Genomic DNA, 24757 nt, shown 5'->3' on the forward strand with positions numbered 1-24757 from the left:
TCAAATATTTTTAACGAATAAAGTATTTAACATTGGGTATAATAAAAGAATGAGCATGTTTTAATCCGTTAGGTAAGTCCTAGGGGATAGTGTCGTTTATACAAGTATTTACAAGGGGTGATAGCTAATGGTACATCCTGTCCAGGTAGGAAAAAGAACAAGAATGAGCTTTGGTACAGTAAAAGAAGTAGCGGATATGCCGAATCTTATCGAGGTACAATTAGATTCGTATCAATGGTTTCTAGATGAAGGTCTTCAAGAGGTATTTGATGATGTTAATCCTATTGCAGATTATACTGGAAATCTCGTTCTTGAATTTGTTGGTTATAAGCTTGATATGGATAATATCAAGTATAGCGTGGAGGAATGTAAAGAGAGAGATACCACTTTTGCAGCTCCACTAAAGGTAAAAGTTAGACTTTACAACAAAGAAACAGGAGAATTGAAGGAACAAGAGGTTTTTATGGGAGATTTCCCATTAATGACCGAACAAGGTACATTTATAATAAATGGAGCAGAAAGAGTTATAGTTAGTCAGCTTGTAAGATCTCCAGGTGTATATTACAGCTACACTGTAGATAAAACTGGTAAAAAACTTTTTGCTTCCACGGTAATACCTAATAGAGGTGCGTGGTTGGAATATGAAACAGATTCCAACGAAGTAATGTATGTTAGAATAGATAAGACTAGAAAGCTTCCAATAACCATACTATCAAGAGCTATGGGAATAGGAAGTGACCAAGAAATCATAAACTTTTTCGGAGAAGATGAAAGGCTTAAGGCTACAATAGAGAAGGATAATACTAAGACTAAAGAAGAGGCTCTATTGGAAATATATAAGAGACTTAGACCAGGTGAACCTCCGACAGTTGATAGTGCCATGTCTTTAATTGATTCTTTATTCTTTGATGCAAAGCGTTATGATCTTTCAAGAGTTGGAAGATATAAGTTTAATAAGAAGCTTGCACTTAATCTAAGAATAGCTAATCAAATTGCAGCTAGTGATATTGTTAATCCTAATACTGGTGAGATAATGGTACAAAAGAATGAAAAGATAGACAGAGAGATGGCCGTAGATATACAAAATGCTGGTATTAACTCTGTAGACGTAATAGTAGAAGACAAAACTATGAGAGTTATAGGCAATAATTTTGTAAATATTCGCAAGGTAGTGCCATTTAACATAGATGATTTGCACATAAAAGAGCAGGTTCATTATCCTACATTAAAAGAGATATTGGATAGTTCAAATGATGAAGCTACTATAAAAGAAGAAATTAAGAAAAATATTTCAAAACTAATACCTAAACATATTATAAGAGATGATATTTATTCAACAATAAGCTATGAAATTGGATTGCCATATGGCATTGGATATGTTGATGATATCGATCACCTAGGTAATAGAAGATTACGATCTGTAGGAGAACTTCTTCAAAATCAGTTCCGTATAGGGCTTTCCAGAATGGAAAGAGTTGTTAAAGAGAGAATGACTATACAGGACCAAGAAGGAATAACTCCTCAAGTTCTCATAAATATAAGACCAGTTGCAGCTGCTATCAAAGAATTCTTTGGAAGTTCTCAGCTATCACAGTTCATGGATCAGAATAATCCTCTTTCAGAACTTACTCATAAGAGAAGATTATCTGCATTGGGACCTGGTGGTTTGTCAAGAGAAAGAGCAGGGTTCGAAGTTAGAGACGTTCACCATTCACACTATGGAAGAATGTGTCCGATTGAAACTCCTGAAGGTCCTAACATAGGTCTGATAAACTCATTAGCAACTTATGCTAAAGTTAATGAATATGGTTTTATGGAGACACCTTATAGAGTGGTTGATAAAAAGACAGGTGTAGTATCAACTACAATTAAATATTTTACTGCGGATGAGGAAGATAATTGCTTGATTGCTCAATCTAATGAACCAATAGGCGAAGATGGAGTTTTCATTGACAAAAAGATTACAGTAAGAAGCAAGTCAGATGTTTTGGTGGTTCCAAGAGAAGAAGTAGATTTGATGGATGTATCTCCAAGACAGCTTGTATCCGTTGCAACAGCTATGATTCCATTCCTAGAAAATGATGATGCCAGCCGTGCACTTATGGGATCAAACATGCAGCGTCAGGCGGTACCTCTTTTAAAACCTCAGGCTCCTGTAGTAGGAACTGGAATAGAATTTAAAGCGGCTTATGATTCTGGAGTTCTTCCAAAAGCTAAAAATGCAGGCGTGGTTACATATGTAAGCGCAAATGAAATAAGAATAAAAAGAGATTCTGACGGCGGAATTGACACTTATAAATTACTTAAATTTAAAAGATCTAACCAAGGAACCTGCATCAACCAGAGACCTATTGTAGATAAGGGGGAGGTTGTTGCCAAGGGAACTGTTTTATCAGATGGACCTTCCACTGATTTAGGAGAAATAGCTTTAGGTAAGAATATAAGGATAGGTTTTATAACTTGGGAAGGTTATAATTATGAAGATGCTATGCTTATATCAGAGCAGTTAGTAAAAGATGATGTGTTTACTTCAATTCATATAGAAGAATATGAAGCTGAAGCTAGAGATACAAAACTGGGACCTGAAGAAATAACAAGAGATATACCTAATGTGGGCGAGGATGCTCTAAGAGATATTGACGAAAGAGGTATAATAAGAATAGGTGCGGAAGTAAGATCAGGAGATATTCTTGTTGGTAAAGTTACTCCTAAAGGAGAAACTGAACTTACTGCTGAAGAAAGATTATTAAGAGCTATTTTCGGAGAAAAAGCCAGAGAAGTAAGAGATACATCTTTAAGAGTACCTCATGGTGAAGCTGGAATAATAGTAGATGTAAAAGTATTTACTAGAGAAAATGGTGATGAGTTACCTCCTGGAGTCAACGAACTTGTTAGATGCTATATAGCTCAAAAGAGAAAGATATCTGTTGGAGATAAAATGGCAGGTAGACATGGTAATAAGGGTGTTATCTCAAGAGTGTTGCCAGAAGAAGATATGCCATTCTTACCAGATGGAAGACCTCTTCAAATATGCTTAAACCCTCTAGGAGTACCTTCACGTATGAATATAGGGCAGGTGTTGGAAGTGCATTTAGGCTGGGCAGCTAGTGAGCTTGGATGGCATGTAGCTACACCAGTATTTGATGGAGCTACAGAAAAAGATATAGAGGATTGTTTAAGAGATGCAGGTTATGATGTTGACGGAAAAACGATGCTTTATGATGGAAGAACTGGAGAGCCTTTTGATAACAGAGTAACTGTAGGATATATGTATATATTGAAATTGGCCCATTTGGTAGACGACAAAATACATGCTAGATCAACAGGACCATATTCACTTGTTACACAGCAGCCACTAGGCGGTAAGGCGCAATTTGGAGGCCAGAGATTTGGTGAAATGGAAGTATGGGCACTAGAAGCATATGGTGCTGCACATACATTACAGGAAATATTGACGGTTAAATCAGACGATGTTGTTGGTAGAGTAAAAACCTATGAAGCAATTGTAAAAGGTGAAAATATTCCTGAACCTGGTGTTCCAGAATCCTTCAAAGTATTAATAAAAGAACTTCAAGCACTTTGCTTGGATGTTAAAGTACTTAATGAATCTAATGAAGAAATAAGAATCAAAGAGTCAGTAGATGAAGAAATGGAAGACCTAGATGTCAACATAGAAGGTACTGAAGATTTGGTCCCTCCAACTCCAACTGAAGAATATTTAGACGGAGAAGAAGAAGCGGAAGAAGATATTGAAGAAGACTTTGATGAATTACCTTTGGATGATTTTCAAAATGAGTTAGAACTAGATGATTTCAGTGATGAACATTAATTTATGAAGGGAGGATAAACCCTTGTTTGAATTAAATAATTTTGACGCTATACAAATTGGGCTTTCATCTCCAGAAAAGATAAGAGAATGGTCTCGTGGTGAAGTAAAAAAACCAGAAACTATTAATTACAGAACTCTTAAGCCAGAAAGAGATGGATTGTTTTGTGAAAGAATTTTTGGACCTATAAAGGACTGGGAATGTCATTGCGGTAAATATAAAAGAGTTAGATATAAAGGGATTGTCTGTGATCGTTGCGGAGTTGAAGTAACAAAAGCTAAAGTAAGAAGAGAGAGAATGGGGCACATAGAACTTGCTGCTCCAGTATCTCACATCTGGTATTTTAAAGGAATACCTTCAAGAATGGGTCTCATACTTGATATGTCACCAAGATCTCTTGAAAAAATTCTTTATTTTGCTTCTTATGTAGTTCTTGATCCTAAAGAAACTCCACTTTTAAAGAAGCAGCTTCTTAATGAGAAAGAATATAGAGAAGCTGTTGATAAATACGGTGAAGAAAGCTTCATCTGTGGAATGGGAGCAGAAGCTATCAAAGTTCTTTTGGAAGAAATAGATTTAGAGAGACTTTCAAAGGAATTAAAGGATGAACTTAAAGGAAGCACTGGACAGAAAAGAATAAGAATAATAAGAAGATTAGAAGTAGTAGAATCCTTTAGAAAATCAGGAAATAAACCTGATTGGATGATTATTGATGTTATACCAGTAATACCACCAGATTTAAGACCTATGGTTCAATTAGATGGTGGAAGATTTGCTACATCTGATTTAAATGACTTATATAGAAGAGTTATAAACAGAAACAATAGATTGAAGAAGCTATTAGATTTAGGAGCTCCTGATATAATAGTAAGAAATGAAAAGAGAATGCTTCAAGAAGCAGTAGATGCACTTATTGATAATGGTAGAAGAGGAAGACCGGTCACTGGACCAGGAAATAGACCACTAAAATCATTATCTGATATGCTTAAGGGTAAGCAAGGAAGATTTAGACAAAATCTTCTTGGTAAGCGTGTTGACTATTCAGGGCGTTCGGTTATAGTTGTAGGTCCTGAGCTTAAAATGTATCAATGCGGTCTTCCTAATGAAATGGCTTTGGAACTTTTCAAACCATTTGTAATGAAAAAATTGGTTGAAGGCGGAACTGCCCATAATATAAAGAGTGCTAAGAGAATGGTAGAAAGAGCTATGCCTCAGGTGTGGGATGTACTTGAAGAAGTAATAGCTGATCATCCAGTATTACTTAATCGTGCCCCCACACTTCACAGACTTGGAATACAGGCTTTCCAGCCAGTGCTTGTAGAGGGAAGAGCTATAAAGCTTCATCCATTAGTATGTACAGCATATAATGCTGACTTCGATGGAGACCAGATGGCGGTGCATGTTCCTTTATCAGTTGAGGCTCAGGCTGAAGCAAGATTTTTGATGCTGGCAGCTAATAATATATTGAAGCCTTCAGATGGTAAACCAGTCTGCGTACCTACACAGGATATGGTACTTGGATCTTACTACTTAACCCTAGATAAAGACGGGGAAAAGGGAGAAGGAAGCAGATTTGCTTCTGCAGATGAAGCTATAATGGCTTATGAAACTAAGAGCATAAGCATACATGCTAAAGTTCAAGTACAAATTACAAGAAGCATAGATGGAAATGATGTGACTGGAATAGTGAATACCACTGTAGGTAAGCTAATATTCAATGAGTCTATTCCTCAGGATTTAGGTTTTGTGGATAGATCTCTTCCAGAGAATACATTAACTTTAGAAGTAGATTTCCTTGTTGATAAGAAAAATCTTGGAAAAATAATTGATAAGTGCTATATGAAGCATGGACCAACTGAAACATCAGTTATGCTTGATAAGATTAAGGCTAAAGGATATCATTATTCAACAATAGGAGCTATAACAGTTGCTGTTGCCGACATGGTTGTTCCAAAGGCTAAATATGAATTACTTGCAGATGCGGATGCTACTGTTGATAAAATTGAAAAGTTATATAAGAGAGGTTTCATATCTGAAGATGAAAGATATGAAAGAGTTATAGATAAGTGGACCAAAACTACTGAAGAAGTTGCTGACGCACTTATGGATAACTTGGATAGATTTAATCCAATATTCATGATGGCGGATTCTGGAGCCAGAGGTTCTAAGAGTCAGATTAAGCAGCTTGCAGGTATGAGAGGTCTTATGGCTAATCCTTCTGGTAAGATTATTGAGCAGCCTATAAGAGCTTCCTTCAGAGAAGGTCTTAAGGTTTTAGAGTACTTTATATCAACTCACGGTGCTAGAAAAGGTAATGCTGATACAGCACTTAAGACAGCTGACTCAGGTTATTTGACAAGAAGACTTGTTGATGTTAGTCAGGATGTTATAGTAAGATATGAAGATTGCGGATCTGAAAATGGTTTTGAAGTTTCTGAAATCAAAGAGGGAAATGAAATAATAGAACCTTTAAGAGAAAGACTTGCAGGAAGATATGCTACAGAGGATTTAGTTGACTCTTCCACAGGTGAAGTGATAGCTCCTAAAAATACTTATATAACACCTATTCAAGCTGAAAGAGCTGAAAAAGCTGGAATAAAGAAAGTTAGAATACGTTCTGTATTTACATGCAAGGCTAAGTTCGGTGTATGCGCTCATTGCTATGGAATGAACATGGCTACTGCTCAGAAGATAAATATCGGAGAAGCAGTTGGTATAGTTGCAGCTCAAAGTATAGGTGAACCTGGTACACAGCTTACAATGAGAACATTCCATACTGGTGGTGTTGCTGGATCAGATATCACTCAAGGTCTTCCTAGAGTTGAAGAACTTTTTGAAGCTAGAAAGCCAAAGGGATTAGCAATTGTAAGTGAGCAGGCAGGTAATGTAAGAGTAGAAGAAACTAAAAAGAAGAGAACAGTTGTAGTAACTACTGACAGCGGAGAAGAGATTACTTATGACATACCTTTTGGATCAAGACTTAAAGTCATGAACGGGGATGTAATATCTGCCGGTGATGAAATTACTGAAGGATCAGTAAACCCACATGATATTTTAAGAATAAAAGGTATAAACGGAGTAAGAAATTATCTTTTATCTGAAGTACAAAAAGTTTATAGACAGCAGGGTGTTGACATAAACGATAAGCACTTAGAGGTAGTTATTAGACAGATGACAAGAAAAGTTAAGGTTTTAGAATCTGGAGATACAGAATTACTTCCAGGTACTATGATAGATATATTTGATTTTGAAGGCGAGAATGAAAGAGTAACTAATTTAGGTGGAGAACCAGCTACTGGAGAACAGGGGCTTCTAGGAATAACTAAAGCAGCTCTTGCTACAGATTCGTTCCTATCAGCAGCATCTTTCCAGGAAACTACAAGAGTTCTTACCGATGCAGCTATTAAAGGTAAAACAGATCCATTGGTAGGTTTAAAAGAAAATGTAATTATCGGTAAGCTAATACCAGCAGGTACTGGAATGATGAGATATCGATCAGTTAAATTAAATACTGAGAATGAAGAAGAAGAATTAGAAACTTCCAATGAAACCTTAACATATAATAAGTTGACATAACCATTTATAAATGATAGAATACAATTTGTGTGATTTGCAATTTGTATGCATTTTAGTGAGGTAATTTAATTACCTCGCTATTAATGATGTAATGGGGAGGAAATCAGATGGTAGAAAGGCTTACTGGTAGAAAGGTTATCGGGATAAAGCAAGCTACTAAATCTCTAAAAAATCATATAGGGCAAACACTTTATGTGGCTAAGGATAGCGATAAAAATCTGACTAATCCTGTAATAAGTTTGGCAGAGGAGACATCTGTAGAGATAAAATATGTGGATACCATGAAAGAGTTAGGAAAACTTTGTGGTATTGATGTAGGTGCCGCTGTTGCTCTTATTATAAAATAATTTGCTATTAACTTAATTTTAATAGATATAGTTTATTAATTTGGGAGGTGAAAACATGCCAACTATTAACCAGCTAGTGAGAAAGGGCAGACAGACTGTAGCACATAAGTCAACTGCACCAGCACTAAAAGAGTGTCCTCAAAAGAGAGGTGTATGTACTGTTGTTAAAACTCAAACTCCAAAGAAGCCAAACTCAGCTCTTAGAAAAGTTGCAAGAGTTAGACTTACAAATGGATATGAAGTAACTGCATACATTCCAGGTGTAGGACACAACTTACAGGAGCACAGCGTTGTTCTTATAAGAGGTGGAAGAGTAAAAGACCTTCCTGGTGTTAGATACCACATAGTTAGAGGCGCATTAGACTCAGCTGGAGTTGCTAACAGAATGCAGGGAAGATCAAAGTATGGTGCTAAAAGGCCAAAGAAGAAATAGTTAAAGTAAATAGTGCTATGTCTTCAGCATTTATATAGATTATACATTATATTATTTGATGAAGTACAAAGCGCTTTACGGCTAATTTAGTCGAGTACCGATGAACTTAAATTTCAATTGTTAAGGAGGGAAGAAAAGTGCCAAGAAAAGGTCATATTGCTAAAAGAGACGTACTAGCAGATCCAATATATAACAGCAAGGTTGTTACTAAGCTTATAAACAATATAATGGAAGATGGTAAAAAAGGAGTAGCTCAAAAAGTTACTTACGATGCTTTCGAAATAATTAGAGAAAAGACAGGTAAGGATCCAATTGAGGTATTCGAAGCTGCTATGGAGAATGTAATGCCAATTCTTGAAGTAAAAGCAAGAAGAATTGGTGGAGCAACATATCAAGTTCCAATAGAAGTTAGACCAGAAAGAAGACAGACTTTAGGAATAAGATGGTTACTATTCGCTACTGGAAAAAGAGGCGAAAAGTATATGAGAGAAAAATTAGCTAATGAGCTAATGGATGCAGCAAATAATACTGGAGCAGCAGTTAAGAAGAGAGAAGACACTCATAAAATGGCTGAGGCTAACAAGGCGTTTGCTCATTATAGATATTAATATTAAAGAACTGTTTTGGATAATTCCAAAGCAGTTTTCTAAAATTTATAAATGTGTCGAGAGGAGGAGAAATAGTGGCAAGACAATTTCCGTTAGAAAAATTTAGAAATATTGGTATAATGGCACATATAGATGCCGGAAAAACCACTACTACTGAGCGTATATTGTTTTATACTGGAAAGACACACAAAATAGGTGAAGTTCACGAGGGTGCTGCAACAATGGACTGGATGGTTCAAGAGCAGGAAAGAGGTATAACAATAACTTCTGCTGCGACAACTTGTGAGTGGAAAGGTCATAGTGTAAATATAATAGACACGCCTGGACACGTAGATTTTACTGTTGAGGTTGAAAGATCATTAAGAGTTCTTGATGGTGCTGTTACAGTTTTAGATGGAAAGAGTGGTGTTGAACCACAAACTGAAACTGTATGGAGACAGGCAGATAAATATCACGTTCCAAGAATAGTTTATGTAAATAAAATGGATGCTACAGGTGCTGATTTCTACATGTGTGTCAACACATTGAGAGATAGATTACATTGTAATGCAGTTCCAATTCAAATTCCAATAGGAGCAGAAGATCAGTTCAAAGGATTAATAGACTTGATTAAAAATGAAGCTATAATCTATACTGACGATTTAGGTAGAGTTGAGGAATCAACTGAAATACCTGCTGACCTAAAGGATAAGGCTGAAGAATATAGAGGTGCTATGATAGAAGCCATAGCAGAACTAGATGAAGAATTAATGATGAAGTATCTTGAAGGTGAAGAAATAACTGTTGATGAGTTAAATGCAGCTCTTAGAAAAGGAGTTATAAATAACGAAATAGTACCAGTTGTTTGCGGATCCTCATATAAGAATAAGGGCGTACAGCATATGATTGATGCTGTAGTAGCTTATCTTCCATCACCTGTAGATATTCCAAACGTTAAAGGTACATCTCTTGAAAATGGAGAAGCTGATTCAAGACCTACGGATGATAATGCTCCACTTTCAGCATTAGCATTCAAGATTGCAGCGGATCCTTTCATAGGAAGACTTGCATTTACTAGAGTTTACTCTGGAACAATGAAAACAGGTACCTATGTTCTTAATTCTACAAAGAATAAGAAAGAAAGAATAGGAAGACTTGTTAAGATGCATTCTAATCATAGACAGGAAGTTGAAGAACTTCTTGCAGGGGATATAGGAGCAGTTATTGGATTGAAGGATACTACTACTGGAGATACTCTTTGTGATGAAAATTCACCAATAGTTCTTGAAAGCATGGAATTCCCAGAACCAGTTATAGACGTTGCTATAGAACCAAAGACTAAAGCTGGTCAGGAAAAGATGGGTATAGCTCTTGCTAAACTTGCAGAAGAAGATCCAACATTCAAGACTTATACAAACCAAGAAACTGGTCAGACAATTATAGCAGGTATGGGAGAATTACATCTTGAAATAATTGTTGATAGACTTCAAAGAGAATTTAAGGTTGAATGTAATGTTGGTAAGCCACAGGTTGCTTATAAGGAAACTATAAGAAAAGCTGTTAAGGCTGAAGGTAAGTATGTAAGACAGTCTGGTGGTAAAGGTCAATACGGTCACTGCTGGATTGAGATGGAACCTACTGAAGGCGAATATGCATTTGTTAACGGTGTAGTTGGAGGAGCTATTCCAAAAGAATATATCCCAGCTATAGACAATGGAATTCAAGAAGCTTCTCAGAATGGTATACTTGGAGGCTACCAAGTTATAAACTTTAAGATTAAATTAGTTGATGGATCTTACCATGAAGTCGACTCTTCAGAAATGGCATTTAAGATAGCTGGTTCTATGGCATTTAAGAATGCTATGGCAAAAGCTGATCCAGTTATGCTTGAACCAATGATGAAGGTTGAAGTAATAGTACCTGAAGAATATATGGGTGATGTTATGGGAGACCTTAACTCAAGAAGAGGTAGAATGGAAGGAATGGAACCAAGAGCTGGTGCTCAGGTTATAAGAGCTTTCGTTCCGCTTTCAGAAATGTTTGGATATGCTACATCTTTGAGATCAAGAACTCAAGGTAGAGGTGTATACAGCATGCAATTTGATCACTATGAGGAAGTTCCAAAGAACATTCAGGAACAAATCATAGGAAATAAACAATAATAAAATAAATTGTACCTGCAAATACTAAAATGTACTTGCGGGTTACATAGATAATAAATTAAAATATATATGATTATAAATAAGGAGGAATATACAATGGCAAAGGCAAAATTTGAAAGAAATAAGCCACATGTAAATATTGGAACAATAGGACACGTAGACCATGGTAAGACAACATTAACAGCAGCAATAACATCAGTATTAGCAAGCAGAGGATATGCAGAAGCATTCAAGTATGACGAAATAGATAAGGCACCAGAAGAAAAAGAAAGAGGAATCACAATCAACACAGCTCACGTAGAGTATGAAACAGATAATAGACATTATGCACACGTAGACTGTCCAGGACATGCTGACTATGTAAAGAACATGATAACAGGAGCAGCACAGATGGATGGAGCAATACTAGTAGTAAGTGCAGCAGATGGCCCAATGCCACAGACAAGAGAGCATATACTACTAGCATCAAGAGTTGGAGTTGACTACATAGTAGTGTTCTTAAATAAGGCAGATATGGTAGATGATCCAGAATTACTAGAATTAGTAGAGATGGAAGTAAGAGAACTATTAAGCGAGTATAATTTCCCAGGAGATGATATTCCAATAATAGTAGGAAGTGCATTAAAAGCATTGGAGAACCCAACAGATCCAGAAGCAACAAAGTGCATAGATGAATTAATGGCAGCAGTAGATAGCTATATACCAACACCAGAAAGAGCAACAGATAAGCCATTCTTAATGCCAGTAGAAGATGTATTCACAATCACTGGAAGAGGAACAGTTGCAACAGGAAGAGTTGAAAGAGGAATTCTACATGTAGGAGACGAAGTAGAAATCGTAGGCTTAATGGAAGAGAAGAAGAAGACAGTAGTAACTGGAGTAGAAATGTTCAGAAAGCTATTGGATGAAGCGCAAGCAGGAGACAATATAGGAGCACTTTTAAGAGGAGTTCAGAGAACTGATATAGAAAGAGGACAGGTATTGTCAAAGCCAGGAACAGTACATCCACATAAGAAGTTCGTAGGACAGGTGTACGTATTAAAGAAAGAAGAAGGCGGAAGACATACACCATTCTTCGATGGATACAGACCACAGTTCTATTTCAGAACAACAGACGTAACAGGATCAATCAAATTACCAGGTGGAATGGAAATGGTAATGCCTGGAGATCACATTGATATGACAGTTGAATTAATAACTGAAGTAGCAATGGATGAAGGATTAAGATTCGCTATAAGAGAAGGCGGAAGAACAGTTGGTTCTGGAGTTGTTACTTCTATAATAGCATAATTTTTGTATGAAGGTTGTAAGTGCACTACAACCTTCATATTTTTTAATTAAATATCTTGTCAAAGAAAAAAATATGGTGTATAATAAAATAGTTGTAATGCTATAACAGCGATGAGTCAAGAGGTTGCCGGACTTCCGGGTAATTCTTGATGAGTATGTCAGGGTCTCGAATCCGACGTCGGTTGTCTGTAATGCTTAATTGTGTTTAGTAATATGAAACACCTGGTTCAGTGTTCAGAGAGTCCGCTGTTGTGCGTAAGAAGTAATACGTACATGAAAAGGAGGGGAAATAGATGTCAAAGCAAAAAATAAGAATCAGATTAAAAGCTTTTGATCACACAATACTTGATCAATCTGCTGAAAAAATTGTTGAGACTGCTAAAACTACCGGAGCTAAGGTTGCAGGTCCAGTGCCGTTGCCAACAGAAAAAGATGTTGTTACAGTATTAAGAGCTCCACATAAATATAAAGATTCCAGAGAGCAATTTGAAATAAGAACACATAAGAGATTAATTGATATAATCAATCCATCATCAAAAACTGTTGATGCTCTTATGAGATTAGATTTGCCAGCTGGTGTTGATATTGAAATAAAACTTTAATAAAGAATAAAAACATATAATTATGAACAGTTATGATCGCTTGTCGATCCGCTAATATGTTTGGGAGGTGTAATCATGAAGAAAGCAATTATAGGAAGAAAAGTTGGTATGACTCAGATATTTGATGCTAACGGAAAAATAGTTCCTGTAACTGTTGTAGAAGCAGGTCCATGTGTTGTTATAGCTAAGAAGACTACTGAAAAAGAAGGCTATGATGCAATACAGGTTGGTTTTGAAGATGCAAAGGAAAGATTAGTGACTAAGCCACTAAAAGGTCTTTTTACAAAGGCTGGAGTAGCATTAAAGAAATATGTTAGAGAGTTTAGATTAGAAGACATTGCTTCTTATGAAGTAGGTCAGGAAATAAAGGTTGATGTTTTTGAAGCTGGAGAAAAGGTTGATGTTTCAGGAGTTTCAAAAGGTAAGGGGTTCCAAGGAACAATAAAGAGATGGAATGCTAATCGTGGACCTATGTCTCACGGATCAAAATTCCATAGAGCTGTTGGTTCCATGGGAGCATCATCTGACCCATCAAGAACTTTCAAAAATAAGAGAATGCCAGGTCATATGGGTAACGTAAATACTACAGTTCTTAATTTAGAAGTAGTTAAAATAATGCCAGAAAAGAATGTTATTCTTATAAAAGGCGGAGTACCAGGACCTAATAAAGGCCTAGTAGTAATAAGAAATAGCGTAAAAGCTTAGTTTTTACAGGAAAGGAGGATGCAGAATGCCTACAGTTGGATTATTTAATAAAGATGGTCAAAAAGTTGGAGATTTTCAATTATCAGATAATGTTTTCGGCGTTGAAGTTAATGAAAACGCAATACATCAAGTAGTTGTTGCTATTCTTGCTAACAAGAGACAAGGGACCCAGAACGCTAAAACAAGAGCAGAGGTTTCTGGAGGCGGAATAAAGCCTTGGAGACAAAAAGGAACAGGTAGAGCAAGACAAGGTTCTACAAGATCACCACAGTGGATTCATGGTGGTATAGTATTCGCACCAAAGCCACGTGATTATAGAGTGTCACTTCCAAAGAGCCTTAGAAGAGTTGCTATGAAGTCAGCTTTGACTAGCAAAGTTTCAGAAAATGAAATAGTAGTTTTAGATGAACTTACTTTGGAAGCTCCAAAGACTAAGGAAATAGTTAAAATGCTTAATGCTTTTGAAGCTAAGAAGACACTTATCGTTACAGCTGAAGCTAACGAAAATGTATATAAGTCAGCTAGAAATATTGAAGGCGTAGCAGTAATGCCAGTTAACAACCTAAATGTTTATGATATTTTAAAGTATGATAAATTCATAATCACTAAGGATGCTGTATCAAAAGTTGAGGAGGTGTATGCATAATGAATAGCCATGATATTATAAGAAAGCCAGTTATAACTGAAAAGAGTATGGCAGCTATGTCAGAAAAAAAATACACCTTTATAGTAGACATCAAAGCTAATAAATCACAGATAAAGAAAGCTGTAGAGGACGTTTTTGGTGTAAAAGTTGAAGATGTTCAAACTTTAAGAACTCTAGGAAAAACTAAGAGAGTAGGAGTTCATATAGGTAAGAGAGCTGACTATAAGAAAGCTATAGTTAAGCTTACTGAGGATAGTAAGACTATAGAATTCTTTGAAGGAATTCAATAGTTTAAACTAGGCAAATTATTGGCGAAAGCGCCAGATAAGCTAAAAGAAGGAGGGAAATAACATGGCAGTTAAAGCATTTAAACCTACCACACCTTCAAGAAGACAGATGACTGTTTCTACTTTTGAAGAAGTAACAACAGACAGACCAGAGAAATCACTTCTTGTTGCTTTGAACAGCAAAGCTGGTAGAAATGCTCAAGGTAAGATAACTGTTCGTCATAGAGGCGGCGGTGTTAAACAAAAATATAGAGTTATTGATTTTAAGAGAAACAAGGATGGTGTTCCAGCAAAGGTTGCTACAGTAGAATATGATCCAAACAGATCAGCTTATATAGCACTAGTTATTTATGCTGATGGTGAAAAAAGATATATATTAGCACCAGTAGGATTAAAGGTTGGAGATGTAGTTGAATCAGGTGCAAACGCTGATATTAAACCAGGAAACGCTCTTCCTTTAAGAAATATTCCAGTTGGTACAATAGTTCACAATGTAGAGCTTTCATATGGAAAAGGCGGGCAGCTAGTAAGAAGTGCAGGAGCTTCAGCTCAGCTTATGGCTAAGGAAGGCGACTATGCTACATTAAGATTACCAAGCGGAGAAATGAGATATGTTAGAATAGATTGTAGAGCTACAATTGGTACAGTTTCTAACTTGACTCATGAAATAGTTAACCTAGGTAATGCCGGAAGAAAAAGACATATGGGTTGGAGACCAACAGTAAGAGGTTCCGTAATGAACCCTGTAGACCATCCACACGGTGGTGGTGAAGGTAAGTCTCCAGTAGGTCATGCTAGTCCACTTACTCCTTGGGGAAAACCTGCTCTTGGACTTAAGACTAGAAAACATAAGAAGTATTCCGATAGAATGATAGTTAAGAAGAGAAACAGTAAATAGTCAGAAGAGGATTGAAGATTCTCTTCCTGCTATTAAGTTTTATGAAGGGAGGCCAATATAGTGAGTAGATCTACTAAAAAGGGACCTTTTATTCAAGAGTCGCTTTTAAATAAAATAAACGAAATGAATGCCAACAATGAAAAGAAGGTTATAAAGAGTTGGTCAAGAAGTTCAACAATTTTCCCACAGTTAATAGGACACACAATAGCTGTTCATGACGGAAGAAAGCATGTTCCAGTTTATATAACTGAAGATATGGTTGGACATAAGCTTGGCGAATTCGTTTTAACTAGAACTTTTAAAGGTCATGATGGCAATGAAAAGTCAACAGGCGTTAAGAGGTAGTCTGGAAAGGAGGTAACTAATAATGGAAACTAAAGCTATTGCAAAATATGTAAGAATGTCTCCTATGAAGGTTGGGATTGTGCTCGACTTAATAAGAGGTAAAAATGTTAACGAAGCTCGTGCAATCCTACAGTACACTCCAAAGGATGCAGCTGTAGTTGTAAACAAGATATTAAATTCAGCTATTGCAAATGCTGAAAATAATAATGATCTTGATGCATCTAATTTGTTCGTTTCAGAAGCATTTGTTGGTGCCGGTCCGACACTTAGAAGATTCACACCACATGCTCAAGGAAGAGCATTTCCAATAAAGAAAAGAACAAGTCATATTACAGTTGTAGTAAAAGAAAGAGAATAAGAAGGAGGGAAATAGCGTGGGACAAAAGGTAAATCCACATGGCTTAAGAGTAGGCGTAATAAAGGATTGGGATGCTAAATGGTACGCTGATAGCAAAAATTTTGCTGACTATTTAGTTGAAGATAATAAAATAAGAGAATATATAAAGTCAACTTTATATAGTTCTGGAATAGCAAGAATAGAAATTGAAAGATTCGCTAAAAGAGTAAAGATAAGTATTCATACTTCAAAGCCAGGTATGGTTATCGGTAAAGGCGGACAGGGAATAAATGCTCTAAAAGCATCTTTAGAAACTTTTATAAAAGAAAAGAATGTACTTATAAATATAGTTGAAGTAAAGAATGCAGAACAGAATGCACAACTTATGGCTGAAAACATAGCTTCTCAACTTGAAAAGAGAATATCTTTCAGAAGAGCTATGAAGCAGACAATTCAAAGAGCAATGAGAGCTGGAGCAAAGGGTGTTAAGACTGCATGTGCTGGTAGACTCGGTGGAGCTGAAATAGCAAGAACTGAACAGTATCATGAAGGAACTATTCCACTTCAGACTTTAAGAGCTGATATAGATTACGGATTTGCAGAAGCTGATACTACTTATGGAAAAATAGGAGTAAAGGTTTGGGTTTATAAAGGAGAAGTTCTTCCAGTAAAAAAAGTTCAAAAGGAAGAAATTAACGCTTAAGAAAGGAGGAAAGCATCATGTTAATGCCTAAAAGAGTTAAGCATCGTAAGGTACAACGTGGTAGAATGAAAGGAAAAGCTACTAGAGGTAATTTTTTAGCATACGGTGATTACGGACTTCAAGCTACAGAATGCGGTTGGATTACAAATAATCAGATAGAAGCTGCCAGAATAGCTATTAATAGATATCTTAAAAGAGGAGGAAAAATTTGGATAAAAATTTTTCCAGATAAGCCAGTTACAGAAAAACCAGCTGAAACTCGTATGGGTTCCGGTAAAGGTTCACCAGAATACTGGGTTGCAGTAGTTAAACCAGATAGAGTTTTATTTGAAATTGCAGGAGTTTCAGAGGAAGTGGCTAGAGAAGCTTTGAGACTTGCATCACATAAATTACCTATAAAAACTAAGTTTGTTACAAGAAGAGATTTTGAGGAAATGGGTGGTGAAGTAAATGAAGGCTAGAGAATTAGTAGAATTAAGAAATAGTAGCCCTCAGGAATTGGTAGTTAAGCTCAATGACCTGAAAGCAGAGCTCTTCAATTTGAGATTTCAATTGGCTACTGGTCAATTAGAAAACCCAATGAGAATTAAAGAGGTTAAAAAATCTATAGCCCAGATTAAAACCATCATTAGAGAAGAAGAACTTAAAGCGGTTAGGCAGTAAGCTGAAAGGAGGTTCGTCCTGTGGAAAGAGGAAATAGAAAGACAAGAATAGGCAAAGTTGTTTCAGATAAAATGGAAAAAACTATAGTAGTATCTATTGAAACAAAAGTTCGTCATCCATTGTATGGTAAGACAGTTAATAGAACAACTAAGTTCAAAGCTCACGATGAAAATAATGAAGCAAAGATTAACGATACAGTATTAATAATGGAAACTAGACCATTATCTAAAGATAAGAGATGGAGATTAGTTGAAATAGTTGAGAAAGCTAAATAGCTTTAGGCTGAAAGGAGGGTTTTAAATGATACAACAGCAAACCATTCTAAAGGTTGCAGATAATTCTGGTGCAAAAGAAGTAATGTGCATTAGAGTTTTAGGCGGATCAAAGAGGAAGTATGGAAATGTTGGTGATACAATAGTTGCTAGCGTTAAAAGTGCAACACCAGGCGGAGTTGTTAAAAAAGGTGAAGTAGTTAAGGCTGTAATAGTTAGATCTGTTAAAGGTATGAGAAGACCTGATGGTTCATATATAAGATTTGATGAAAATGCAGCAGTAATAATAAAGGAAGATAAGCAGCCAAAAGGTACTCGTATATTTGGGCCTGTTGCTAGGGAGCTAAGAGATAAGGAATTTACTAAGATATTATCACTAGCACCTGAAGTTCTATAGATAAGGAGGTGGCTACATTGACAAAGGTACACATTAGAAAGAAAGACACTGTTATGATTGTATCCGGTAAGGATAAGGGTAAAGTTGGAGAAGTTCTTCAAGTATTACCAAAGAGCGGAAAAGTTCTTGTTAAGGGCGTTAATGTTGTTACAAAGCATGAAAAACCAAGTAAAGCTAATATGCAGGGTGGAATAGTTCATGTAGAAGCTCCTATATATAGCTCAAAGGTTATGCTTTATTGCGATAAATGCAAAAAAGTTACAAGAATAGCACATAAAATATTGGATGACGGAACAAAAGTTAGAATATGTAAGCATTGTGGAGAAACATTTTAGTTTTTGAAAGGAGGTATACCTAGATGGTTGCAAGACTACAAGAAAAATACAACAATGAAGTTGTTCCAGCTTTAATGGATAAATTTGGATATAAAAATATAATGGAAGTTCCAAAACTTGAAAAAGTTGTAGTTAACATGGGAGTTGGAGAAGCTAAAGATAATGCTAAAGTTTTAGAATCTGCTGTTGGTGATATGACTTTAATAACTGGACAGAAGCCAATTTTAACAAGAGCAAAGAAGTCAATAGCTAACTTTAAAATAAGAGAAAATATGCCTATAGGATGTAAGGTAACATTAAGAAAGCAAATGATGTTTGAATTTGCCGATAAATTAATGAATGTTGCTCTTCCAAGAGTTAGAGACTTCAGAGGAGTTTCAGATAAGGCTTTTGATGGTAGAGGAAACTATACACTAGGCGTTAAGGAACAATTAATATTCCCAGAAGTTGAATACGATAAAATTGACAAAGTAAGAGGTATGGATATAGTATTTGTTACTACTGCAAAGACAGACGAGGAAGCTAGAGAGTTATTAAGATTCCTTGGCATGCCATTTGTACAGAAATAAGGAGGGGAAACCGTGGCGCGTAAAGCAATTATAGAAAAGTGGAAAAAAGAACCTAAATACGCAACTAGAGCTTATACAAGATGCAGACTATGTGGAAGACCCCATTCTGTATTAAAGAAGTTCGGAATATGCCGTATATGTTTTAGAGAGCTTGCTTACAAGGGACAGATTCCAGGTTGTAAGAAAGCTAGCTGGTAAAAATCCATAGTAGTGAAAGGAGGCACAATAAATGGTTATGACAACAGATCCTATTGCAGATTTGCTTACACGTGTTAGAAATGCAAATACTGCAAAACATGAAATAGTAGAAGTTCCTTCTTCTACCATAAAGAAGGCTATTACAAATATAATGCTTGAAGAAGGTTATATAAAGAATATTGAGGAATACAGCGACGGTGTAGTTCCAATGCTTAGATTAACTTTAAAGTACGGTTCTAATAAAGAAAAAGTTATAAGCGGACTTAAGAGAATATCAAAGCCAGGTTTAAGAGTTTATTGCAAGAAGGATGAAGTTCCAAAAGTTCTTAATGGTTTAGGAGTTGCAATAATATCTACTTCCAAGGGAATTGTAGCTGATAGAGACGCTAGAAAACTTGGATTAGGCGGAGAAGTTATCTGCTATATTTGGTAATAATATTAATAATGCAATCAGCGGCATAACAAATTTTGTTGTGCATCGAATAATGTAATATGTAGCAAATTATATGTTACACTTAAAAGAAATACAGGAGGTGCAAATATGTCAAGAATTGGAAAGCTACCAGTAGCTATACCAAGCGGCGTTACTGTTAATGTAACACCAGACAACGTTGTGACAGTAAAGGGTCCTAAAGGGCAGCTTACTAGAACAATGCATAAGGATATAAAGATCGCTGTTGAAGACAATTCTGTTCTGGTTACAAGGCCAAGCGACCAAAAGGAGCATAGAGCTCTTCATGGATTAACTAGAGCTTTAATAAATAATATGGTTAATGGAGTTACTGAGGGATATCAGAAGACTCTTGAACTAATAGGCGTTGGTTACAGAGCTCAGATTCAAGGAAAGAAATTAGTCATGAGCTTAGGTTATTCACATCCAGTTGAAATTGAAGCTGTTGAAGGAATTACTTTCGAAACTCCAGCTGCAAATAAGGTTGTTGTAAAAGGCATAGATAAGGAACTTGTTGGCGCAGTAGCAGCAGATATCAGAACTTGGAGAAAGCCAGAGCCATATAAGGGCAAAGGAATCAAGTATGATAATGAGGTTATTAGACGTAAAGAAGGTAAGACTGGTAAGAAATAGTTGAAAGGAGTGAAACCTAATGTACAATAAGGAAGATAGAAGCATATCAAGAGTTAAACGTCATTTAAGAGTACGTAAGAAGGTACATGGTACTGCAGAAAGACCAAGACTTTCTGTATTCAGAAGTGAAAAAAACATCTATGCACAGATTATAGATGATGTTGCTCAAAAGACATTAGTTGCAGCTTCTTCATTAGACAAAGAATTTGCAACAAAGCTTGGAAGCAACAAAGACGCTGCTAAATTAGTAGGCGAAGCAGTAGCTAAAAAAGCATTAGAAAAAGGAATAAAAGCTGTTGTTTTTGACAGAGGCGGATATATATATCATGGAAGAGTTCAGCAATTAGCTGAAGGAGCAAGAGAAGCAGGCTTAGAATTCTAAAGGAGGGAAATAAATGAGAATAGATCCTAGCACACTAGACCTAAAGGAAAAAGTTGTTAGCATTAGCAGAGTTGCTAAGGTTGTCAAGGGCGGTAGAAATTTTAGATTCAGTGCTCTTGTAGTTGTAGGCGACGAAAACGGTCATGTAGGCGTTGGTATTGGAAAGTCAATTGAAATTCCTGAAGCTATAAGAAAAGGAATTGAAGACGCTAAGAAAAATATCGTGGAAGTTGCTTTAGTAGAAACAACAGTTCCACACGAAATCGAAGGAATCTTCGGTACTGGTAAAGTACTTATAATGCCTGCTAGCGAAGGTACAGGAGTTATAGCAGGTGGTCCAGCAAGAGCTGTTCTTGAATTAGCTGGATTAAAGGATGTAAGAGCTAAGTCTTTAGGTTCTAACAATCCAAAGAACATGGTTAACGCAACAATCAATGGCTTGTCAAGATTAAAAACTGTTGAGCAGATTGCTAAGCTAAGAGGCAAAACTGTTGAAGAGATACTAGGTTAAGGAGGGATTGGCCTTGGCTAAACTTAGAATAACACTAACAAAGAGTTTAATAGGAAGAAAAGATGATCATATTGCTACTGTTAAAGCTCTTGGATTAAGTAAAATAGGTAAGGTAGTTGAACATGAGGGTACTACTCAGATAAAAGGAATGATAAATAAAGTTAACTACCTTTTAAAAGTAGAAGAAGTATAATTTATGTATAAGATGCGATCGCATCTATGTTAAATAAAATGTTATCTTTTAAAAAGGAACATAGGAGGTGTAAACATATATGAAACTTCACGAATTAAAACCAGCTGAAGGATCCAAGAAAGCTCCTAAAAGAATAGGTAGAGGAACTGGTTCAGGATTAGGAAGAAACGCTGGAAAAGGTGAAAAGGGTCAGAACGCTAGAACTGGCGGTGGAGTAAGACCTGGATTTGAAGGAGGTCAGATGCCTCTATTCAGAAGATTACCTAAAAGAGGATTTACAAATATATTTGCAAAAGAATATGCAGTAATAAATATTGATAGATTAAATGCATTCGAAAACGGAACTGAGGTTACACCACAGTTGCTGCTTGAAAAAAGAATAATTAGCAAGGTATATGATGGAGTAAAGATATTAGGAAACGGTGACCTTGATAAGAACTTGACAGTAAAAGCAAGTAAATTTTCAAAAACAGCAGCTGAAAAGATACAAGCGGCTGGAGGAAAAGTAGAGGTGATTTAACTATGCTATCTACTATTAAGAATGCTTGGAAAATTCCTGAATTAAGGAAGAGAATATTGTTTACTATTTTCTTGGTAGCGGTATATAGGCTTGGTAGCCATATACCAGTTCCAGGAATTGATAGTACTAAGTTAGCTAAAAGCTTAGATCAGACCGGATTAGTTGGGTTTTACGACTTAATATCTGGTGGTGCTTTTAGAAGGTTTAGTATCTTTGCTATGGGTGTAATTCCATACATAAATTCATCCATTATAATGCAGTTACTTACGGTAGCTATACCATATCTTGAACAGCTATCTAAAGAAGGCGAAGAGGGTAGAAAAAAAATTCAGAAGTATACTCGTAACGTATCAGTAGTTTTAGCAGCACTTCAGTCATATGGTGTGTATGTATATATATATAACTACGGTTATGTTAAGAGTGATACTATATTTAATACTTTCATGATAATATTAACATTGACTACAGCTTCAACTTTCTTGATGTGGTTAGGCGATATGATTACAGTAAAAGGAATTGGTAACGGGGTTTCATTATTAATTTTTGTTAATATAATTGCTGGACTTCCTGATACAGCGGGTACTATCAATTATTTAAGACAGCAGAATACTGTTACAACACTTAATGTGATACTATTTGCGATTGGTGCAGCTGCGTTAGTTTTCTTTGTTATAATTATGAGTTTATCAGAAAGAAGAATAACAGTTCAGTATGCTGGTAAGGTAGCTGGTAATAAGACATTCCAAGGACAGTCTTCACATATACCATTTAATCTTACTTCTACTGGAGTTATAGCAATAATATTTGCTATGTCTGTTCTATCTTTCCCTACAACAATAGCAAAGTTCTTTCCAAACCATGCTTGGAGCATATGGGTTCAATCAAGTAAGTATAGTCCTTTTAACGATCAAAAGTGGGTTTATCCTGTGGTCTATGCTATTTTAGTAATATTTTTCTCATGGTTTTATGCAGAAGTTACGTTTAAGCCAGAAGAAATGGCTGAAAACATATATAAATCTTCAGGGTTTATACCAGGAATAAGACCAGGAAAATCAACTTATGAATATATTGAAAAGGTACTTTTTAGAGTAGCTATGATAGGTGGTTTATTTGCGGCAGTTATTGCTATAATACCTGTAATAGTGAACGCTCAAACGAAGTTTCAGCAAATATCCTTTGGTGGTACGTCAATCCTAATAATGGTTGGTGTGGCAATGGATACAGTAAGGCAACTTGAATCACAACTTATAATGCGTCATTATCATGGCTTCTTAAAATAGTAATAGTATGGGGATGAAATCGGTGAAAATTCAAATAATGGGACCACCGGGTGCAGGTAAAGGTACTCAGGCAAAATCAATTAGTATGAAATACTCGATACCACATATATCTACTGGAGATATATTTAGAAAAAATATATCAGAAGGAACTGATTTAGGTATCACAGCTAAAAGCTATATGGATAAAGGAGCTTTAGTTCCAGATGAAATTACAATATCTATGTTAGTGGATAGACTAGGTCAAGATGACTGCAAAAATGGATATCTATTAGATGGATTTCCGAGAACAGTAGCTCAAGCCGTTGCTCTCGATAACTACCTAAAAGATCATAATGATAAACTAGACGCTGTTTTACTTTTAAATGTGCCTAAGGAGTTCATTTTGGATCGAATGACTGGAAGAAGGAGTTGTTTATCCTGTGGAGCCAGTTATCATATAAGGTATAATCCTCCAATGATTTCAGGTAAATGTGACATATGTGGCAATGACATAGTGCAACGTAAAGATGATGAAGAAGCAACTGTCAAAGAAAGACTAGATGTTTATGATGCTCAGACTAAACCTTTAGTAGAGTATTATAGCAAAGCAGAAATACTTCATCAATTTGATGGAACTAAAGCAATAAATGAAGTATTTGAAGATATTTGTCATTTTCTTAATAGCACTTTTTAAAAGTGATACTGATAGAAGTATACTAAAATAAAATATGAGGCGTGCTGGTAAAGAATAATATATACTCTTGCAGGACTTAAAGGGTAAAAGAACCATAGACACAACTGCAGAACTAACCAGGTCAGCAGCAGAATGTTTAAGCAGGAAGCCAGACCCTCATTTTGGGATTTCAGGGCTTCCCGCAAAAAACTTGTATTTTATGCAAGACGTATTGAGGTGAAAGCTTTGAATAAAAATGACTTGATAGGTAGAGTAGTAATTTCTACAGCAGGTAGAGATAAAGAAAAATTATATATAGTATTAGATGTAATTTCATACAATTATGTGCTAGTTGCTGATGGAAAACTTAAGACTCAAGATAAACCCAAGAAAAAAAAGTTGAGGCATTTACGTTTTACTGATATAATAGCACAGGAGATAAAAAGTGAAATTATATTAGGAAAAGTGATAGAGAATTCAACAATTAGAAAGTTTTTGCAGTTGAATGACATAGTTAAGGAGGTTTGATTACCTGATGTCAAAAGAAGATGTAATAGAAATGCAAGGTACAGTGTTAGAAGCTTTACCTAATGCAATGTTTTTAGTAGAATTAGAAAGTGGTCATCAAATACTTGGCCATATATCAGGAAAGTTAAGAATGAATTTTATTAAAATATTACCTGGTGATAAAGTTACAGTTGAGCTATCACCCTATGATTTAACTAGGGGTAGAATCACCTGGAGAGCAAAGTAATAAGGAGGGTTATAACTATGAAAGTAAGACCGTCAGTAAAACCTATATGCGAAAAATGTAAGGTTATAAAAAGAAAAGGCAAAGTAATGGTTATTTGTGAAAATCCAAAACATAAGCAAAAGCAAGGCTAATAGGCTATATTATGTTTTAGGTGCGGCTGAAGTAAAATGATTACTTACCTGAAACTTTATATAAATAATAT

General features: G+C 35.8%; 33 protein-coding genes. All 33 read left to right on the forward strand.

The window, feature by feature from the left end:
* Window positions 1-127 precede the first annotated feature (127 nt).
* The 33 genes from rpoB to rpmJ all read left to right on the forward strand — a co-directional run bounded on the left by rpoB (window position 128) and on the right by rpmJ (window position 24686).
* Window positions 128-3829: a DNA-directed RNA polymerase subunit beta gene (gene rpoB / locus IAI10_RS04005; RefSeq protein ID WP_315671998.1), complete on the forward strand. Its 3702-nt coding sequence runs from the start codon at window positions 128-130 to the stop codon at window positions 3827-3829.
* Window positions 3830-3851: 22 nt separating this feature from the next.
* Window positions 3852-7403, forward strand: a complete 3552-nt coding sequence (gene rpoC, locus IAI10_RS04010; RefSeq protein ID WP_315671999.1) for a DNA-directed RNA polymerase subunit beta' — start codon at window positions 3852-3854, stop codon at window positions 7401-7403.
* 107 nt (window positions 7404-7510) lie between these two features.
* Complete coding sequence (locus IAI10_RS04015; RefSeq protein WP_315672000.1) at window positions 7511-7750, forward strand: ribosomal L7Ae/L30e/S12e/Gadd45 family protein; 240 nt, start codon at window positions 7511-7513, stop codon at window positions 7748-7750.
* Window positions 7751-7805: 55 nt separating this feature from the next.
* On the forward strand, window positions 7806-8183 hold the full coding sequence (gene rpsL / locus IAI10_RS04020) for a 30S ribosomal protein S12 (protein ID WP_315672001.1): 378 nt from the start codon (window positions 7806-7808) through the stop codon (window positions 8181-8183).
* A 137-nt stretch (window positions 8184-8320) separates the two neighbouring features.
* Entirely contained in the window at window positions 8321-8791 is a 471-nt protein-coding gene (gene rpsG / locus IAI10_RS04025) for a 30S ribosomal protein S7 (RefSeq protein ID WP_315672002.1), read from the forward strand.
* A gap of 74 nt (window positions 8792-8865) precedes the next feature.
* A complete protein-coding gene (gene fusA, locus IAI10_RS04030; protein ID WP_315672003.1) occupies window positions 8866-10932 on the forward strand; it encodes an elongation factor G in 2067 nt (688 codons plus the stop codon).
* A gap of 96 nt (window positions 10933-11028) precedes the next feature.
* Window positions 11029-12222 carry an elongation factor Tu gene (tuf, locus tag IAI10_RS04035; RefSeq protein ID WP_315671990.1) on the forward strand — a complete coding sequence of 398 codons (1194 nt, stop codon included), beginning with the start codon at window positions 11029-11031 and terminating at the stop codon, window positions 12220-12222.
* 293 nt (window positions 12223-12515) lie between these two features.
* A complete protein-coding gene (gene rpsJ, locus IAI10_RS04040; protein ID WP_315672004.1) occupies window positions 12516-12824 on the forward strand; it encodes a 30S ribosomal protein S10 in 309 nt (102 codons plus the stop codon).
* Window positions 12825-12899: 75 nt separating this feature from the next.
* Window positions 12900-13529, forward strand: a complete 630-nt coding sequence (rplC, locus tag IAI10_RS04045; protein ID WP_315672005.1) for a 50S ribosomal protein L3 — start codon at window positions 12900-12902, stop codon at window positions 13527-13529.
* Window positions 13530-13554: 25 nt separating this feature from the next.
* Window positions 13555-14175, forward strand: coding sequence for a 50S ribosomal protein L4 (gene rplD, locus IAI10_RS04050; protein ID WP_315672006.1), 621 nt, complete (start codon window positions 13555-13557; stop codon window positions 14173-14175).
* A complete protein-coding gene (rplW, locus tag IAI10_RS04055; RefSeq protein WP_315672007.1) occupies window positions 14175-14465 on the forward strand; it encodes a 50S ribosomal protein L23 in 291 nt (96 codons plus the stop codon). The genes rplD and rplW overlap by 1 nt, the downstream gene beginning before the upstream one ends.
* Window positions 14466-14526: 61 nt before the next feature.
* Window positions 14527-15360: a 50S ribosomal protein L2 gene (gene rplB / locus IAI10_RS04060; RefSeq protein WP_315672008.1), complete on the forward strand. Its 834-nt coding sequence runs from the start codon at window positions 14527-14529 to the stop codon at window positions 15358-15360.
* Window positions 15361-15420: 60 nt separating this feature from the next.
* Window positions 15421-15705 carry a 30S ribosomal protein S19 gene (rpsS, locus tag IAI10_RS04065; RefSeq protein WP_315672009.1) on the forward strand — a complete coding sequence of 95 codons (285 nt, stop codon included), beginning with the start codon at window positions 15421-15423 and terminating at the stop codon, window positions 15703-15705.
* A gap of 22 nt (window positions 15706-15727) precedes the next feature.
* Window positions 15728-16063, forward strand: a complete 336-nt coding sequence (gene rplV / locus IAI10_RS04070) for a 50S ribosomal protein L22 (RefSeq protein ID WP_315672010.1) — start codon at window positions 15728-15730, stop codon at window positions 16061-16063.
* A 16-nt stretch (window positions 16064-16079) separates the two neighbouring features.
* Window positions 16080-16745 (forward strand): 30S ribosomal protein S3, encoded by a 666-nt coding sequence (gene rpsC / locus IAI10_RS04075; protein WP_315672011.1) that lies wholly within the window; start codon window positions 16080-16082, stop codon window positions 16743-16745.
* A gap of 17 nt (window positions 16746-16762) precedes the next feature.
* Window positions 16763-17206, forward strand: a complete 444-nt coding sequence (gene rplP / locus IAI10_RS04080) for a 50S ribosomal protein L16 (protein ID WP_315672012.1) — start codon at window positions 16763-16765, stop codon at window positions 17204-17206.
* Window positions 17196-17408 (forward strand): 50S ribosomal protein L29, encoded by a 213-nt coding sequence (rpmC, locus tag IAI10_RS04085; protein ID WP_315672013.1) that lies wholly within the window; start codon window positions 17196-17198, stop codon window positions 17406-17408. The genes rplP and rpmC overlap by 11 nt, the downstream gene beginning before the upstream one ends.
* Window positions 17409-17428: 20 nt before the next feature.
* Window positions 17429-17683, forward strand: coding sequence for a 30S ribosomal protein S17 (gene rpsQ / locus IAI10_RS04090; RefSeq protein ID WP_315672014.1), 255 nt, complete (start codon window positions 17429-17431; stop codon window positions 17681-17683).
* 25 nt (window positions 17684-17708) lie between these two features.
* Window positions 17709-18077 (forward strand): 50S ribosomal protein L14, encoded by a 369-nt coding sequence (rplN, locus tag IAI10_RS04095; RefSeq protein WP_315672015.1) that lies wholly within the window; start codon window positions 17709-17711, stop codon window positions 18075-18077.
* A 17-nt stretch (window positions 18078-18094) separates the two neighbouring features.
* Window positions 18095-18412, forward strand: coding sequence for a 50S ribosomal protein L24 (gene rplX / locus IAI10_RS04100; RefSeq protein WP_315672016.1), 318 nt, complete (start codon window positions 18095-18097; stop codon window positions 18410-18412).
* Between the two features lie 23 nt (window positions 18413-18435).
* Window positions 18436-18981, forward strand: coding sequence for a 50S ribosomal protein L5 (gene rplE, locus IAI10_RS04105; RefSeq protein ID WP_315672017.1), 546 nt, complete (start codon window positions 18436-18438; stop codon window positions 18979-18981).
* A 12-nt stretch (window positions 18982-18993) separates the two neighbouring features.
* Window positions 18994-19179: a type Z 30S ribosomal protein S14 gene (locus IAI10_RS04110; protein WP_136006861.1), complete on the forward strand. Its 186-nt coding sequence runs from the start codon at window positions 18994-18996 to the stop codon at window positions 19177-19179.
* Between the two features lie 31 nt (window positions 19180-19210).
* On the forward strand, window positions 19211-19612 hold the full coding sequence (gene rpsH / locus IAI10_RS04115; protein WP_315672018.1) for a 30S ribosomal protein S8: 402 nt from the start codon (window positions 19211-19213) through the stop codon (window positions 19610-19612).
* Window positions 19613-19720: 108 nt separating this feature from the next.
* The gene (gene rplF / locus IAI10_RS04120; protein ID WP_315672019.1) at window positions 19721-20263 is read left to right on the forward strand and encodes a 50S ribosomal protein L6; all 543 of its coding nucleotides are present in this window, start codon (window positions 19721-19723) and stop codon (window positions 20261-20263) included.
* 19 nt (window positions 20264-20282) lie between these two features.
* Complete coding sequence (gene rplR / locus IAI10_RS04125) at window positions 20283-20645, forward strand: 50S ribosomal protein L18 (RefSeq protein ID WP_315672020.1); 363 nt, start codon at window positions 20283-20285, stop codon at window positions 20643-20645.
* Between the two features lie 13 nt (window positions 20646-20658).
* The gene (gene rpsE / locus IAI10_RS04130) at window positions 20659-21156 is read left to right on the forward strand and encodes a 30S ribosomal protein S5 (RefSeq protein ID WP_315672021.1); all 498 of its coding nucleotides are present in this window, start codon (window positions 20659-20661) and stop codon (window positions 21154-21156) included.
* A 13-nt stretch (window positions 21157-21169) separates the two neighbouring features.
* Window positions 21170-21349 carry a 50S ribosomal protein L30 gene (gene rpmD, locus IAI10_RS04135; protein ID WP_315672022.1) on the forward strand — a complete coding sequence of 60 codons (180 nt, stop codon included), beginning with the start codon at window positions 21170-21172 and terminating at the stop codon, window positions 21347-21349.
* A gap of 79 nt (window positions 21350-21428) precedes the next feature.
* Window positions 21429-21869 carry a 50S ribosomal protein L15 gene (gene rplO / locus IAI10_RS04140; protein ID WP_315672023.1) on the forward strand — a complete coding sequence of 147 codons (441 nt, stop codon included), beginning with the start codon at window positions 21429-21431 and terminating at the stop codon, window positions 21867-21869.
* Between the two features lie 2 nt (window positions 21870-21871).
* Window positions 21872-23149, forward strand: coding sequence for a preprotein translocase subunit SecY (gene secY, locus IAI10_RS04145; protein WP_315672024.1), 1278 nt, complete (start codon window positions 21872-21874; stop codon window positions 23147-23149).
* A gap of 22 nt (window positions 23150-23171) precedes the next feature.
* The gene (locus tag IAI10_RS04150) at window positions 23172-23822 is read left to right on the forward strand and encodes an adenylate kinase (RefSeq protein ID WP_315672025.1); all 651 of its coding nucleotides are present in this window, start codon (window positions 23172-23174) and stop codon (window positions 23820-23822) included.
* 132 nt (window positions 23823-23954) lie between these two features.
* The gene (locus IAI10_RS04155) at window positions 23955-24329 is read left to right on the forward strand and encodes a KOW domain-containing RNA-binding protein (protein ID WP_315672026.1); all 375 of its coding nucleotides are present in this window, start codon (window positions 23955-23957) and stop codon (window positions 24327-24329) included.
* Between the two features lie 7 nt (window positions 24330-24336).
* Window positions 24337-24555: a translation initiation factor IF-1 gene (gene infA, locus IAI10_RS04160; protein WP_315672027.1), complete on the forward strand. Its 219-nt coding sequence runs from the start codon at window positions 24337-24339 to the stop codon at window positions 24553-24555.
* A 17-nt stretch (window positions 24556-24572) separates the two neighbouring features.
* A complete protein-coding gene (rpmJ, locus tag IAI10_RS04165) occupies window positions 24573-24686 on the forward strand; it encodes a 50S ribosomal protein L36 (RefSeq protein ID WP_002509257.1) in 114 nt (37 codons plus the stop codon).
* Window positions 24687-24757 lie beyond the last annotated feature (71 nt).

This window comes from Clostridium sp. 19966 (assembly GCF_032335695.1).
Lineage (GTDB): Bacteria > Bacillota > Clostridia > Clostridiales > Clostridiaceae > JACTOJ01.